Source organism: Paenarthrobacter sp. NPDC058040 (assembly GCF_042885775.1).
GTDB lineage: Bacteria > Actinomycetota > Actinomycetes > Actinomycetales > Micrococcaceae > Arthrobacter.
This window is the reverse complement of sequence record NZ_JBHVRN010000001.1, coordinates 328,233-340,695: the sequence shown is the minus strand read 5'-3', so window position 1 is coordinate 340,695 and position 12,463 is coordinate 328,233. Positions and strand designations below refer to the sequence as shown.

Annotated in this window: 13 protein-coding genes; 10 read left to right on the top strand and 3 right to left on the bottom strand. The window is 65.8% G+C overall.

All coding sequences use genetic code 11. The features are described 5' to 3' along the window. Nucleotides 1-33: 33 nt before the first annotated feature. The 3 genes from nirB to ACFVSJ_RS01510 are packed head-to-tail and all read left to right on the top strand — an operon-like array spanning nucleotide 34 to nucleotide 4,863. Nucleotides 34-2,661 carry a nitrite reductase large subunit NirB gene (gene nirB, locus ACFVSJ_RS01520; protein WP_387433542.1) on the top strand — a complete coding sequence of 876 codons (2,628 nt, stop codon included), beginning with the start codon at nucleotides 34-36 and terminating at the stop codon, nucleotides 2,659-2,661. Between the two features lie 8 nt (nucleotides 2,662-2,669). Further along, nucleotides 2,670-3,704, top strand: a complete 1,035-nt coding sequence (gene cobA, locus ACFVSJ_RS01515) for a uroporphyrinogen-III C-methyltransferase (protein WP_387433539.1) — start codon at nucleotides 2,670-2,672, stop codon at nucleotides 3,702-3,704. Between the two features lie 10 nt (nucleotides 3,705-3,714). After that, nucleotides 3,715-4,863, top strand: coding sequence for a uroporphyrinogen-III synthase (locus ACFVSJ_RS01510; protein ID WP_387433536.1), 1,149 nt, complete (start codon nucleotides 3,715-3,717; stop codon nucleotides 4,861-4,863). Between the two features lie 23 nt (nucleotides 4,864-4,886). On the opposite strand, the gene ACFVSJ_RS01505 is transcribed toward ACFVSJ_RS01510, so the two are convergent. The 3 genes from ACFVSJ_RS01505 to ACFVSJ_RS01495 form a co-directional block, all read right to left on the bottom strand. Next, nucleotides 4,887-6,278 (bottom strand): FAD-dependent oxidoreductase, encoded by a 1,392-nt coding sequence (locus tag ACFVSJ_RS01505; RefSeq protein WP_387433533.1) that lies wholly within the window; start codon nucleotides 6,276-6,278, stop codon nucleotides 4,887-4,889. Between the two features lie 31 nt (nucleotides 6,279-6,309). After that, nucleotides 6,310-6,732: an arsenate reductase ArsC gene (locus ACFVSJ_RS01500; RefSeq protein ID WP_387433531.1), complete on the bottom strand. Its 423-nt coding sequence runs from the start codon at nucleotides 6,730-6,732 to the stop codon at nucleotides 6,310-6,312. A 156-nt stretch (nucleotides 6,733-6,888) separates the two neighbouring features. Further along, nucleotides 6,889-7,563 (bottom strand): ArsR family transcriptional regulator, encoded by a 675-nt coding sequence (locus ACFVSJ_RS01495; protein ID WP_387433529.1) that lies wholly within the window; start codon nucleotides 7,561-7,563, stop codon nucleotides 6,889-6,891. A 46-nt stretch (nucleotides 7,564-7,609) separates the two neighbouring features. On the opposite strand from ACFVSJ_RS01495, the gene ACFVSJ_RS01490 reads away from it, so the two are divergent. The 7 genes from ACFVSJ_RS01490 to ACFVSJ_RS01460 all read left to right on the top strand — a co-directional run bounded on the left by ACFVSJ_RS01490 (nucleotide 7,610) and on the right by ACFVSJ_RS01460 (nucleotide 12,459). Beyond that, nucleotides 7,610-8,350, top strand: a complete 741-nt coding sequence (locus tag ACFVSJ_RS01490) for an aquaporin (protein ID WP_387433526.1) — start codon at nucleotides 7,610-7,612, stop codon at nucleotides 8,348-8,350. Between the two features lie 75 nt (nucleotides 8,351-8,425). Beyond that, nucleotides 8,426-8,776, top strand: a complete 351-nt coding sequence (locus ACFVSJ_RS01485; protein WP_387433523.1) for an ArsR/SmtB family transcription factor — start codon at nucleotides 8,426-8,428, stop codon at nucleotides 8,774-8,776. Then, nucleotides 8,773-9,294 (top strand): GNAT family N-acetyltransferase, encoded by a 522-nt coding sequence (locus tag ACFVSJ_RS01480; protein WP_387433521.1) that lies wholly within the window; start codon nucleotides 8,773-8,775, stop codon nucleotides 9,292-9,294. Before ACFVSJ_RS01485 ends, ACFVSJ_RS01480 begins: the two co-directional genes overlap by 4 nt. 80 nt (nucleotides 9,295-9,374) lie before the next feature. Next, on the top strand, nucleotides 9,375-9,785 hold the full coding sequence (locus ACFVSJ_RS01475; protein ID WP_387433519.1) for a molybdopterin-binding protein: 411 nt from the start codon (nucleotides 9,375-9,377) through the stop codon (nucleotides 9,783-9,785). Then, nucleotides 9,782-10,585 carry a molybdate ABC transporter substrate-binding protein gene (gene modA, locus ACFVSJ_RS01470; RefSeq protein WP_387433516.1) on the top strand — a complete coding sequence of 268 codons (804 nt, stop codon included), beginning with the start codon at nucleotides 9,782-9,784 and terminating at the stop codon, nucleotides 10,583-10,585. The genes ACFVSJ_RS01475 and modA overlap by 4 nt, the downstream gene beginning before the upstream one ends. Before the next feature lie 9 nt (nucleotides 10,586-10,594). After that, nucleotides 10,595-11,413, top strand: coding sequence for an ABC transporter permease (locus tag ACFVSJ_RS01465; RefSeq protein ID WP_387433513.1), 819 nt, complete (start codon nucleotides 10,595-10,597; stop codon nucleotides 11,411-11,413). Next, nucleotides 11,410-12,459, top strand: coding sequence for a sulfate/molybdate ABC transporter ATP-binding protein (locus ACFVSJ_RS01460; protein ID WP_387433511.1), 1,050 nt, complete (start codon nucleotides 11,410-11,412; stop codon nucleotides 12,457-12,459). The genes ACFVSJ_RS01465 and ACFVSJ_RS01460 overlap by 4 nt, the downstream gene beginning before the upstream one ends. The last annotated feature ends 4 nt before the right edge of the window (nucleotides 12,460-12,463 follow it).

Genomic DNA, 12,463 nt, shown 5'->3' with positions numbered 1-12,463 from the left:
GATCCGTCTGCAACATCTGCGAAAGGCCCACCAGTGACCGGACACACTTCAAGTACAGAGAACCCGCGCCGCATTGTTGTTGTCGGAGGCGGCCCTGCTGCCCACCGATTTGCCGACGCCATGTTCAACCGCGGTCTTGAAGGTTGGCAGGTTACGGTGTTGACCGAGGAAGCGCACCTCCCCTACGACCGCGTCGCGTTGAGCAAGGCCCTCACCCAGACCGATGTGGACCTCACCCTCGGTGAAGCGTCCATGTGGGACCACGAGGCACTGACCCTGGTAACCGGCGAGCGCGCCGTGAAGATCGACGCCGTCGCGAAGAGTGTCCTCACCGCCGCGGGCAACAAGTACGAGTACGACGAACTGGTGGTCGCTTCGGGCTCGGATGCAGCCCGCCTCCCTATTCCCGGCGCCGAGCACACCCACGTGTACCGCACGCTGGAGGATGTCTGGGCCATTAACAAGGCCATCGCAGAGCTTACAGAAAAGCTGGGCCGCAAAGTCAACGCCGTCACCATCGGTGGTGGCCTCCTGGGCCTCGAGTCCGCTGCCGGCACGGAACAGCTCGGTGCCAACCCTGTAGTGATCAACGGCTCGCCGTGGCTCATGAACACCCAGTTGGACGAAGGCGCAGGCCAGGCGCTGGGTCGCCTGATCGAGGCAAAAGGCTTCGAAGTCCACGGCGGTGTGTTCCCGTCGGAGGTCGTGACGGACGACGCCGGCCAGGTCACCGGAGTCTTGATGGCGGATGGCCGCACCATCCCGGCGGACCTGGTGATCGTGGCGATCGGTGTGAAGCCCCGCGACGAGCTTTTCCGCGCCCCGGAAGGCGAAGAGCAGCTCTTCGGCCTGGGCCAGCGCGGCGGCGTGGTCATCAACGATTTCTGTGCCACAGAGGTTGAGGGCATCTGGGCGATCGGTGAAGTGGCCAACTTCGAGGGCATGTGCCTGGGCCTCGTGGCCCCTGCGAACACCATGGCCGAGATCGTCGCGGACCGGCTGCACGGCGGCGGGGCCACGTTCCCCGGTTTCGATACCGCCACCAAGCTCAAGCTCTCAGGAGTTGACGTTGCCAGCTTCGGTGACGCCTTCGCCAGGACCGAGCACTCCCTGGAAATCGTGTACGCGGACCCCGCCCGTGGGGTTTACCAGAAGATCGTGACCACCGACGATGCCAAGACCCTGCTGGGCGGCATCTTCGTGGGCGATGCTTCCCCCTACATGAGCCTCCGCCCGCTCCTGGGTCGTGAACTTCCCGCCGAGCCGGGCGCCTACCTGAGCGCTGCCGGTGGTGGCGAGGCACCCGAAACCGAACTTCCGGACGACGCCATCCTGTGCTCCTGCAACAACGTGTCTGCCGGAACCATCCGCGACACCATCAACGCTTGCGGCGCCTGCGAAGGCAACGCCCCTGTGCAGGAACTCGGCGAGCTCAAGGGTTGCACCCGTGCCGGTACCCAGTGCGGTTCCTGTGTCCCCATGCTGAAGAAGCTCCTGGAAGGCGAACTCACCAAGTCCGGCATCGAGGTCTCCAAGGCCCTGTGCGAGCACATCAGCCTCTCCCGCCAGGAACTCTTCGACGCCATCTGTGTCCTGGAGCTCACCTCCTTCGAAGACATCATGGCAAAGTACGGCACCGGCGCGGGCTGCGATATCTGCAAGCCGACCATCGCCTCCATTCTTGCCAGCCAGCACTCCGCCTACGTCCTCGACGCCGGACGCGGCACCCTGCAGGACACCAACGACCGCGCCTTGGCCAACATGCAGAAAGACGGCACCTACTCGGTGGTCCCGCGCATCGCCGGCGGCGAGATCACGCCCAAGGGGCTCGGTGTCATCGCAGCCGTGGCCGAAAAGTACGGCCTCTACACCAAGATCACCGGCGGCCAGCGCATCGACATGTTCGGTGCCCGACTGGAGCAGCTGCCGGATATCTGGAAAGAACTGGTGGATGCCGGCTTCGAATCCGGCCAGGCCTACGGCAAGAGCCTGCGCACGGTGAAGTCCTGCGTTGGTTCCACCTGGTGCCGCTTCGGCGTGCAGGATTCCGTGCAGATGGCCATCGCCCTGGAGTTGCGCTACCGCGGCCTCCGCAGCCCGCACAAGCTGAAGATGGGTGTTTCGGGTTGCGCCCGTGAATGCGCCGAAGCGCGCGGCAAGGACGTGGGCGTGATCGCCACCGCCGACGGTTGGAACTTGTACGTCGGTGGAAACGGTGGTGCCACTCCGGCCCACGCCCAGCTGTTGGCCAAGGACTTGGACGACGAGACCCTCATCAAGTACATCGACCGTTACCTCATGTACTACATCCGCACTGCGGACCGCCTGCAGCGCACCGCACGGTGGCAGGAAGAGCTCGACGGCGGGCTGAAGCACGTTGAGGAAGTGGTGGTCAACGACTCCCTGGGCATCGCCGAGGAGCTTGAGGCCGCCATGTCCAAGCACATCGACACCTACGAGGACGAGTGGGCAGAGACCTTGAAGGACCCGGAGCGCCTGCGCCGTTTCCGCTCCTTCGTCAACGCTCCCGACCAGAAGGACGACTCCATCTCCTTCGTACCGGAACGCGGCCAGATCCGCCCCGCCACGAACGAGGAGAAGGGCGGCGTGCTCATCGCGTCCACCATTCCGGTCCGCAGCGCTGTCACCGCAGATAACTAGGGGGAACCATGCAGCTCACCATCGACCTCACCGGCCGGGATGTCCTGGTCACCGGTTCCGATCGGATGGCCCGCCAGGCGGTCCGCCGCTACCAGGCAGCAGGTGCCGTGGTGCACCGGCTCAGCACTCCGTCTGACATTGCTTTCGACGGCCCGCTGACCGTCCGCCCGTTCCTGGTGGCAGTTGTGGACGACGGCGGTGCCGGCTGGCTGCCGCTGGTGGAACGCTGCCGCGAAGCCGGGATTCCGGTAGCGCACGAACCGGCACCGGGCCTTGAAGGGCACGTGACGTTGGTGGGCGGCGGCCCGGGCGCCCTGGACCTCTTGACTGTTGGTGCCGTCGACGCCCTGCGGGATGCCGACGTCGTTTTCTACGACCGGCTGGCCCCGTACCAGGAGCTGGCGGCGTTGACCTCCGCCGAACTGGTGGATGTGGGCAAGCAGCCGGGACACCACAAAGTGACCCAACGTGACATCGAAAAGCTCATGGTGGAAGCGGCACTTCGCGGCAAGAACGTGGTCCGGCTCAAGGGCGGTGACCCCTACGTCTTTGGGCGCGGTGGCGAGGAAGTGGCAGCCTGCGTCGCTGCCGGCGTTCCGGTCCGCGTGATCTCGGGTGTTACCAGTGCCATCTCCGTTCCGGCGGCCGCCGGCATTCCAGTGACGCACCGGGAAGTGAGCCACATGTTCACCGTGGTGTCCGGCCACGCGCCGCTCACGGAGAAGGAACACACGCACTTGGCAGGCCTCGGCGGGACGATCGTTGTCCTGATGGGGATTGGTACGCTCCCGCAACTCGCGGCCGGACTGCGACGGGCCGGAATGGAGTCCGACATGCCCATGGCCGTTGTGGAACGCGGCTACCGTCCCGGCCAACGCACCACCATTGCTGACCTGGGTACGATCGAAACGGCAGCCACGGGTTGCAGCAACCCGGCCGTGCTGGTCATCGGCGAGGTGGTCCGGGTGGCTGAAGCCAACCGTAATCATGCCGAAGCATCCGCTGAACTGAGCCGCCTCGCGGCTTCGCTCCTTGAAGCCTGAAGGTAAACCCATGACTGTTGCACACGAGCTCGAAGCCACGGCTTCGCCCGATGTTTCCGAGGCCACCGAGGCGCCGTTGGACGGGTTCCGCATCGGTGTCACCTCGCACCGCCGCTCCCGGGACCTTATAGAGGCCTTGGAACGCCGCGGTGCGAGCGTGCTCCACGCGCCCGCCTTGAAGATCGCGCCCGTCCAAGAGGACCTGAGCCTCATCGAGGACACCCGGGCCATCATCGAGGCCAAACCGGACATCTGCATCGCCACCACGGCCTACGGCATGCGCCGCTGGTGCGAGGCCGCCGACTCCTTCGGCATCGGCGAGCAACTCTTGGACACCCTGTCCGCCTGCCGCATGTTCGTCCGGGGACCCAAAGCCCGCGGTGCCGTGCGCGCGGCCGGGCTTGCCGACGTCGGAATCAGCAGTGACGAAACCACCGCCACACTGGTGGACATGTTGCTGACCGAAGGCGTGCGCGGCAAGACCGTGGCCGTGCAGCTCCATGGGTATACGGACTACCGGCAACTTGAGCGGCTGCGGATGTCCGGAGCCACGGTGCTGACCGTGACGCCGTACCGTTGGGTTAAGCCCGACGGCGAGGACAAGCTGCCGCGCCTGATCGAGGCCGTGGTCAGTGGAAACCTCGATGTCCTGACATTCACCAGCGCTCCCGCCGTGGACGCGATGTGGAGCACCGCGCACGAAATGGGCCTGTACCGGCAACTCATCGAGGCGCTCAAGGGTCCGGTGACGGTTGCCGCCGTCGGCCCGGTCACCGCACAGCCATTGGTCGACGCCGGACTGACGCCCCTGATACCGGACCGCTACCGCATGGGTGCGCTGATCCGGCTGGTCACGGAGCACTTGTCCCTCAACCATGTGCGGCGCCTGGAGACCAAGAGCGCGACGATCGAGCTGCGCGGGCGCTGCCTGCGCATCAACGGCGAGTTGGTGGAACTGGCACCGGCGCCCCTCCTCTTGCTGCGGGCCCTCCTGGGTGCCGGTGGTGCGGTGCTCTCACGCGAGGCGTTGTCCGACCTGCTGGACCTGCGGGGCTCCGTGCATGCGTTGGATATGACGGTCAGCCGGCTGCGGTCTTCCCTTCCGGACGGCAAGCTCGTGGAGACCGTGGTGAAGCGGGGGTACCGTTTGCGGGCGTAGTCTCCTGGCTCGGCTGGGCGCTTTCATGCCTCCTGGTTTTGAAGGGAGCGGCCGTGGGCCAGCCCGGTCGGGAAGCCGACGAACGCTGGTTCCGGGGCCGTGCAGCAACCGCCCTGGGCCTCGTGTTCCTGAGTGGTTGCTGCGGCGGGGACGTCGCAGCTGGTGCCTGAGTCGGTAGAGCAGACCCCGGTTTCGGGCAGTTCGAGGTGCACGGTGTCAGCTGCTGCCTGGTCACCGGCGAGGGCGGCGGCCACGGAGCGGACCTGTTCGTAGCCGGTGGCCAGCAGGAAGGTCGGTGCCCGTCCGTAGGACTTCATCCCGACAATGTAGAAGTCCTTCTCGGGGTGGGCGAGCAGCTTGGCACCGTGCGGCGGGACTGTCCCGCAGGAGTGGAACTCGGGATCGATCAGCGGGCCGAGTTCCGTGGGTGCTTCCACGGCCGGGTCGAGGTTCAAGCGAAGTTCGCGCAGGATGTCCAGGTCGGGCCGGAAACCGGTGCAGGGGACGATGACATCGGCGTCGATGGTGCGCCCGTCCACCGCTTCGACGGTCACGCCGGAGTCGAGGGTCTTCAGGGCGGCGATGCCGAAGCCGGTGTGGAGTTCGATGGTTCCGGCTTCGACGAGGCGGCGGAGCCGGGATCCGAGTTGGCCGCGGGCGGGCAGACCGTCGGCGTCCCCGCCGCCGTAGACCTTCTCCGCAGACCCGCCACGCACAGCCCAGAGGATCGTAGTGGTGGGTTCGTCCTTGGCCAGGTCTGCGAGGTTGATCAGGGTGTTCGCTGCCGAGTGACCGGAGCCGACGACGAGGACGCGTCGGCCGGCGAAAGCGGCACGGTCCCGTCCGGCGACATCGGGCAGGGGCGAGGAGATCCGGTTCGCCGCGGTGTTCTCGCCGATTGCGGGCAGGCCGGAGGTGCCGAGCGGGTTGCGGGTGGACCAGGTGCCTGAGGCGTCGACGACGGCGGCGACGACGTGGTCGCGGACTTCGCCGCCGTCGTGCTCTACCCGGACGACGAACGGGGTGGTGCCCCGGTCCCGGACGTGGGTTTTGTCCAGGCCTTGCCGGGTCACGGCGATGACCTTCGCGCTGGTCTGGAGCCGTGAGGCGATCTCCGGGGTGGCGGCCAGCGGGGTGAGGTAATTGTCGATGAGTTCGCCGCCGTAGGGCAGAGCCGTGGGGCGAGGTGATTCCCAGCCCGCCGGTGCGAGCAGGCGGACAGCGGCGCCGTCGAGGTTGAACCGCCACGGGGAGAACAGCCGGATGTGGCGCCACTGTTCAATGGCTGCCCCTGCGGTTATGCCGGCTTCGAGGATCACCGGCTCAAGTCCGCGTTCCAGCAGGTGTGCGGCGGCTGCGAGACCGATGGGTCCTGCGCCGATCACCGCGACGCGACGGTTCTTCACTGAATCCATGCTGTCCTCTGTTCTGTTCCGCTGAGTGGGTTTACTTAGCGGCCGGGACCAGGGAGGCGATCAGGGCCTCGATGCGAGTCTTGATTTCATCGCGAATCGGGCGGACGGCTTCGACGCCCTGCCCGGCGGGGTCTTCCAGGACCCAGTCCTCGTAACGCTTTCCGGGGAAGTACGGGCATTCGTCGCCGCAGCCCATGGTGATGACGACGTCGGAGTCCTGGACAGCCTCGGTGGTGAGCACCTTCGGGATCTCGGCGGACATGTCGATGCCGAGCTCGGCCATGGCCTCCACTGCGGCAGGGTTGACTTTGTCAGCGGGCTGGGAACCGGCGGAGCGGACCTCGATCTCTCCTTTGCCGAGGGTGGTAAGGAACGCCGCGGCCATTTGGGACCGCCCGGCGTTGTGGACGCAGACGAACAAAACGGAAGGCTTCTTCGTGGTTTCGGTGCTCACGGTGTTTCTCCTGGGATTCGGTGGGTAACAGGGCAAGGGGCGGGAATGGCACCGGATATATATTGATGTTCGTCGATGTAACGAGTATCGGTCGATGTATTGATGGTTGTCAATATTTATCCAGGAAGGGTTTGCAGGGCTGGTGCGGCGCGGTGTTCAGGCGGCGTGGAGGTGGGGCGCGAGGTCGGTGACGCGGCGGTTGATGTCATCGAAGGCGTACTGGAACGCCTCGGGAGTGTTGCTGCGGATTGGGTCCGGGACGGACCAATGGATTCCGCTCAGGGCGGGCAGTTCTTCGTGGGCGTTGTCGCAGACCGTGACAATGAAGTCTCCCGCTGCGGCGACGCTATCGAGGTGGCGTGGTTCGAGGTGATCCAGGTTGAGTCCGTGCTGACGGGCAACAGTGATGGCGCCGGCGGCGATGCGCTCGGCGGGATGGGTGCCCGCCGATGCGGCCGGGATGTCACTGGCTTGCTGCCATAGCGCAGTGGCCAGCTGCGACCTGGCACTGTTGTGCGTGCAGACGAACAGGACCCGCTGCGCCGTTTGGGCGAGTGTTGGCGCGAGTCCGTCCAGGCCGCCCGCAGCCAAACGGATGTAGCTCCGCCGCCTGTCCGCTTCAGAGCGGTGCCGGGCAACCAGCCCGGCACCCTCGAGGGTGCGCAGGTGGTGAGAGAGCAGGTTGGAGGGAATGCCGAGTTCGGCCTGCAGTTCCGTGGGTGAGTAATCGCCCAGGCTCAAAAGGTCCACGATCCGCAACCGAGCCGGGTCGGCGAGGGCGGCATGCTTGGCGACCCGCACTTCAAACTGGTTCATTCGCTCAGTATTCATTGATTCAATTTTGACTGAGATAAAATTCTGGGTCAAGCTGGATGCCATGACCTCCCCCCAGCCGCCGTTGTGGCGCCGTGCCGTCGCCGAGTTTCTCGGCACGGCCCTGCTTGTTTCCGTCGTCGTCGGTTCCGGGATCGCCGCCGCGCAGCTGTCCCCGAACGACGTGGGCCTGCAATTGCTGCAGAACAGCACCGCGACCGTGCTGGGCCTGACGGTCCTGATCCTGGTGTTCGGGCCGGTCAGCGGCGCGCACTTCAACCCCGTCGTGTCCCTGGCCGACTGGTTGCTCGGCCGCAAGGCCGGCGCCGGACTGCCCCTGCCGGATCTCGGTGTTTATGTGGTGGCGCAGACCGCCGGGGCAATCGGTGGCAGCGTGCTCGCGAACGCGATGTTCGACGTCGGCACAACCATCTCCACGAAGGACCGGGTCAATGGCGGGCACCTCCTCGGTGAAGTCGTAGCCACGGCCGGGCTACTTTTGCTGATCTTCGCCCTGGCCGCGACCAAGCGGGGCCATCTCGCGGCTCCTGCGGTGGGCGCCTATATCGGCGCCGCGTACTGGTTCACGTCATCGACGTCGTTCGCCAATCCCGCCGTAACCGTCGGACGGATCTTCAGTGACACCTTCGCCGGTATCGCACCGGCCTCCGTTCCAGGCTTTGTCATCGCGCAGCTGGTCGGCGCGGCCATCGGCGTCGGACTCCTCGCCGTCTTGTTCCCGGCGGCGTCGCGGACCGCCGACGACGTCCTCGTCCCGCACCCGCTGGAGAAAGCCGGTTCCTAACCGGGCGCCAGGCCCGGGCGACAGGGGTGACGGCCACTATATTGATAGTGGTCAATGTTCGGGCATAATGGGTTGATGACCGTACTGCCTGTCCTCCAACCAGCCACCACTGACGCCTGCTGCGCGCCGGCAGCAGAGAACGTGCTGGGCGACGAAGCGGCAAAGCAGAAGGCCCTGGTTTTCAAGGCTCTCGCCGACCCGAACCGGCTCCGTCTGCTTTCCATCATCAAAAACTCCCCCTCCGGTGAGACCTGCGTCTGCGACCTCACCGAACCACTGGACCTTGGCCAGCCCACCGTGTCCCACCACCTGAAGATCCTGGTCGATGCCGGGCTCCTGCACCGCGAAAAACGCGGCACGTGGGCCTACTTCTCCCTCGTTCCCGGCGCGTTGGATGACGTCGCCGGGATCCTGGCCGGCCTGTGACCGGCACCCTCCTCCTACGGGACATGCAGGCCGCGGATTGGTCCGCCGTCGCTGCGATCTACCAGGAAGGCATCGACGCCGGTCACGCCACGTTTGAGTCCACTGCCCCGGACTGGAACGCGTTCAATGCAGCCAAGTTGCCGACCCACCGGACCGTGGCCGTCGCCGAGGGCGGCGAGGTTCTGGGCTGGGCGGCGGTTTCGCCGGTTTCCCCCCGGCCTGCCTATGCCGGGGTCGTCGAGCACTCCGTGTACGTTGCCGCTGCGGCCCGGGGCCTGGGTGTCGGCAAAGCACTCCTGGCGGAACTCATCACCTCTACCGAGGCCGCGGGCATCTGGACTATCCAATCCAGCATCTTCCCCGAAAACACGGCCAGCCTTCGCCTGCACGAGACGGCGGGCTTTACCGCCGTCGGACGCCGTGAGCGCATCGCCCGCATGAGCTACGGACCCATGGCCGGACTCTGGCGCGACACCATCCTGATGGAACGCCGTTCCCCGCTGGACTTCCCGGCCTAGTCCAAAATCTTCTCGGTCACATTCGAATTTGCGGAGTTGTCGACTCATTTGTTCCGCATTCAAGGATCTATTGTTGATCCATGGCCAAAATACGAGTCTCTGAAGCAGCGCGGTTCCTCGGTGTCAGTGACGACACCGTGCGGCGTTGGACCGAAAATGGCACCCTGACGCCCCTCAAGGACGATTCCGGCCGCCTGACAGTGGACGGACTCGAACTTGCCCGTCTGGCTCGGGAACAAGCGCAACTCCCTGACGACCCCACCAACATCGGCCGCTCCGCCCGTAACCGCTTCGTGGGGCTGGTTACCGGGATCACCGCCGACAAGGTCATGGCGCAGGTGGAGCTCCAGTGCGGCCCTTTCAGGGTCGTCTCCCTCATGAGCAGCGAAGCCGTCCGGGAGCTCGGGCTGGAACTTGGCTCAGTGGCCACCGCCGTGGTCAAAGCCACCACCGTCATCATCGAAACGCCCCAAGGAAAGAGCATCATATGAGGATCGCCGCCCAGACCATCGCAGCGTTGCTGGCTGCCGGCGTACTCGCCGCGAGCTTGGCAGGCTGCAGCGGAAGCAGCGCAACACCGGCACCGTCCAGCACAGCCACTGAAAGCGCCAAGCTCTCCGGCACGGTGACCGTCTTCGCCGCAGCATCGCTGAAGTCCACGTTCACCAAGATCGCCTCGGACTTCGAGGCCGCCAACCCCGGCACCAAGGTTGCACTGAACTTCGCCGGTTCCTCGGACCTGGTCACCCAGATCACCCAGGGCGCACCGGCAGACGTCTTCGCTTCCGCGGACACCAAGAACATGACCAAGCTCTCCGATGCGAAGCTCATCGACGGAACGACGAGCAACTTCGCCACGAACGTCCTGGAAATCGCGGTGCCGCCTTCCAACCCGGCCAACATCACCGGCTTCTCTGACTTGGCCAAGTCCGGCGTGAAGGTTGTTGTGTGCGCCCCGCAGGTCCCCTGCGGCTCGGCAACGGAAACCATCGAGAAGGCCACGGGAACCACGCTGACTCCGGTCAGCGAAGAATCCTCCGTGACCGACGTCCTCGGCAAGGTCACGTCGCAGGAGGCCGACGCCGGCCTCGTCTACGTCACCGACGTTAAGACCGCCGGAGACAAGGTCAGGGGCATCCCGTTCACCGAATCGGACAAGGCCGTCAACACCTACCCGATCGCAACCGTAGGCGCCAGCAAGAACAAGGACCTCGCCAAGGCATTCATCGCGGCCGTGACCAGCGCCGAGGGAAAGAAGGTCCTCACCGACGCGGGCTTCGGCACCCCGTAGGCTGCACGGATGCCATCACGACGCGGAACCGGCTACACCGGCATCCCACCGTGGGTCTACGCCATCGCGGCAGCAGGGGGACTGTTCGTCCTGCTGCCGCTGGCTGCCATGGTGGCCAAGGTTAACTGGACGCAGTTCTTCCCCCTCATCACCTCCGAGTCCTCACTGACGGCACTGGGATTGAGCCTGCGCACGTCCGCGGCCAGCACGGCCCTCTGCATCGTGCTGGGAGTGCCGCTTGCGCTGGTCCTGGCCCGAGGGGACTTTCCAGGCCAACGCCTGCTGCGTGCTTTCGTGCTCCTGCCCTTGGTGCTGCCACCTGTGGTTGGCGGCATCGCCCTGCTCTACACCTTCGGCCGCCAGGGTTTGCTCGGAAAGACCCTTGAAGTGGCAGGGATCCAGATAGCGTTTTCCACGACGGCGGTAGTACTGGCCCAGACGTTTGTCGCCTTGCCGTTCCTGGTGGTCAGCCTCGAAGGTGCCCTGCGGACTGCGGGAACCAAATACGAGGCCGTCGCAGCCACCCTGGGCGCGCGGCCCACCACTGTGCTGCGACGGGTGAGTATCCCGCTGGTCCTGCCTGGACTTGCCTCGGGCGCCGTCTTGTCCTTCGCCCGCTGCCTCGGCGAATTCGGCGCCACCCTGACGTTTGCCGGCAGCCTCCAAGGAGTTACGCGCACCTTGCCTTTGGAGATCTACTTGCAACGCGAAACCGACGCCGATGCCGCCGTTGCCCTCTCCCTCGTTCTCGTAGCGGTGGCTGTCGCCGTCGTCGGGCTTTCCTACCGCCGCTACAGCACCCAAGCCGTCCAAGAGGCAACGGCATGAGCTTCACCTTGAATGCTTCCTTGCGTGCCCGAAACTTCGAAGTCTCCCTGGACCTCGGCCCCGCCGAAACCGTCGCTGTCCTGGGACCGAATGGCGCCGGAAAGTCCACTTTGTTGGGCATCACGGCCGGGCTGCTCCGGCCCGATGCAGGGCACGCGATGCTCAGCGGAAAGTCCCTGTTCACGCTCGACGGCGGCACTCACCTGTGGACGCCGCCGCACCTCCGCGGGACTGCCCTCCTGGCCCAGGAGCCGCTGCTGTTCCCGCACCTGAGCGTGTTGGAGAACGTCGCCTTCGGACCACGCGCGGCAGGGGCATCCCGCAAGGAGGCACACCGGATCGCCCGGCGCTGGCTGGGTGAAGTGGAGGCCGCGGAGTTCACCAACCGCCGGCCAGGCCAGCTCTCCGGTGGGCAGGCACAGCGCGTCGCAGTAGCCCGTGCACTGGCCACCGATCCGGAACTGCTCCTCCTCGACGAGCCCATGGCTGCCCTGGATATCCATGGCGCTCCCCTGCTGAGGCGTCTGCTCAAGCGGGTCCTTGCCGGGCGCAAGGCGATCATCATCACCCACGATGTCCTGGACGCACTCATGCTCGCGGACCGGGTGGTGGTCCTTGAAAACGGCCGCATCACCGAACAGGGACCCACACGTGACATCCTCGAGCGGCCGCGCAGCCGCTTCGCCGCGGGATTGTCAGGCTTGAACCTGCTCACAGGCACCATCACGGACCAAGGGCTCACCTCGAACGAGGGGCTCAAGATCGCCGGGCACCGCGACGACGCCGCCCTCCCCGGCAACCCCGGCGCCGCGGCCTTCCCGCCGTCGGCCGTCTCCATCTATGCCTCAGCCGAACACGGCAGCCCCAGGAACACCTTCAAAGTCACCGTCACGGACCTCGAACCCCACGGTGACCTCATTCGGGTTCGGGCCGGCCACCTTTCGGCAGACGTGACCCCGGCCGCCTCGGCGGACCTGGGACTGGCGCCCGGGAGCGAGGCTTACTTCGTCATCAAGGCCACGGCGATCACGATCTACCCTAGTTAACGCC

Excerpts from the sequence above, each read along its gene's own strand:
- cobA (WP_387433539.1), top strand. The coding sequence starts at position 2,670 with ATGCAGCTCACCATCGACCTCACCGGCCGGGATGTCCTGGTCACCGGT.
- ACFVSJ_RS01510 (WP_387433536.1), top strand. The coding sequence starts at position 3,715 with ATGACTGTTGCACACGAGCTCGAAGCCACGGCTTCGCCCGATGTTTCC.
- ACFVSJ_RS01505 (WP_387433533.1), bottom strand. The coding sequence starts at position 6,278 with ATGGATTCAGTGAAGAACCGTCGCGTCGCGGTGATCGGCGCAGGACCC.
- ACFVSJ_RS01495 (WP_387433529.1), bottom strand. The coding sequence starts at position 7,563 with ATGAATACTGAGCGAATGAACCAGTTTGAAGTGCGGGTCGCCAAGCAT.
- ACFVSJ_RS01490 (WP_387433526.1), top strand. The coding sequence starts at position 7,610 with ATGACCTCCCCCCAGCCGCCGTTGTGGCGCCGTGCCGTCGCCGAGTTT.
- ACFVSJ_RS01485 (WP_387433523.1), top strand. The coding sequence starts at position 8,426 with ATGACCGTACTGCCTGTCCTCCAACCAGCCACCACTGACGCCTGCTGC.
- ACFVSJ_RS01475 (WP_387433519.1), top strand. The coding sequence starts at position 9,375 with ATGGCCAAAATACGAGTCTCTGAAGCAGCGCGGTTCCTCGGTGTCAGT.
- modA (WP_387433516.1), top strand. The coding sequence starts at position 9,782 with ATGAGGATCGCCGCCCAGACCATCGCAGCGTTGCTGGCTGCCGGCGTA.
- ACFVSJ_RS01465 (WP_387433513.1), top strand. The coding sequence starts at position 10,595 with ATGCCATCACGACGCGGAACCGGCTACACCGGCATCCCACCGTGGGTC.
- ACFVSJ_RS01460 (WP_387433511.1), top strand. The coding sequence starts at position 11,410 with ATGAGCTTCACCTTGAATGCTTCCTTGCGTGCCCGAAACTTCGAAGTC.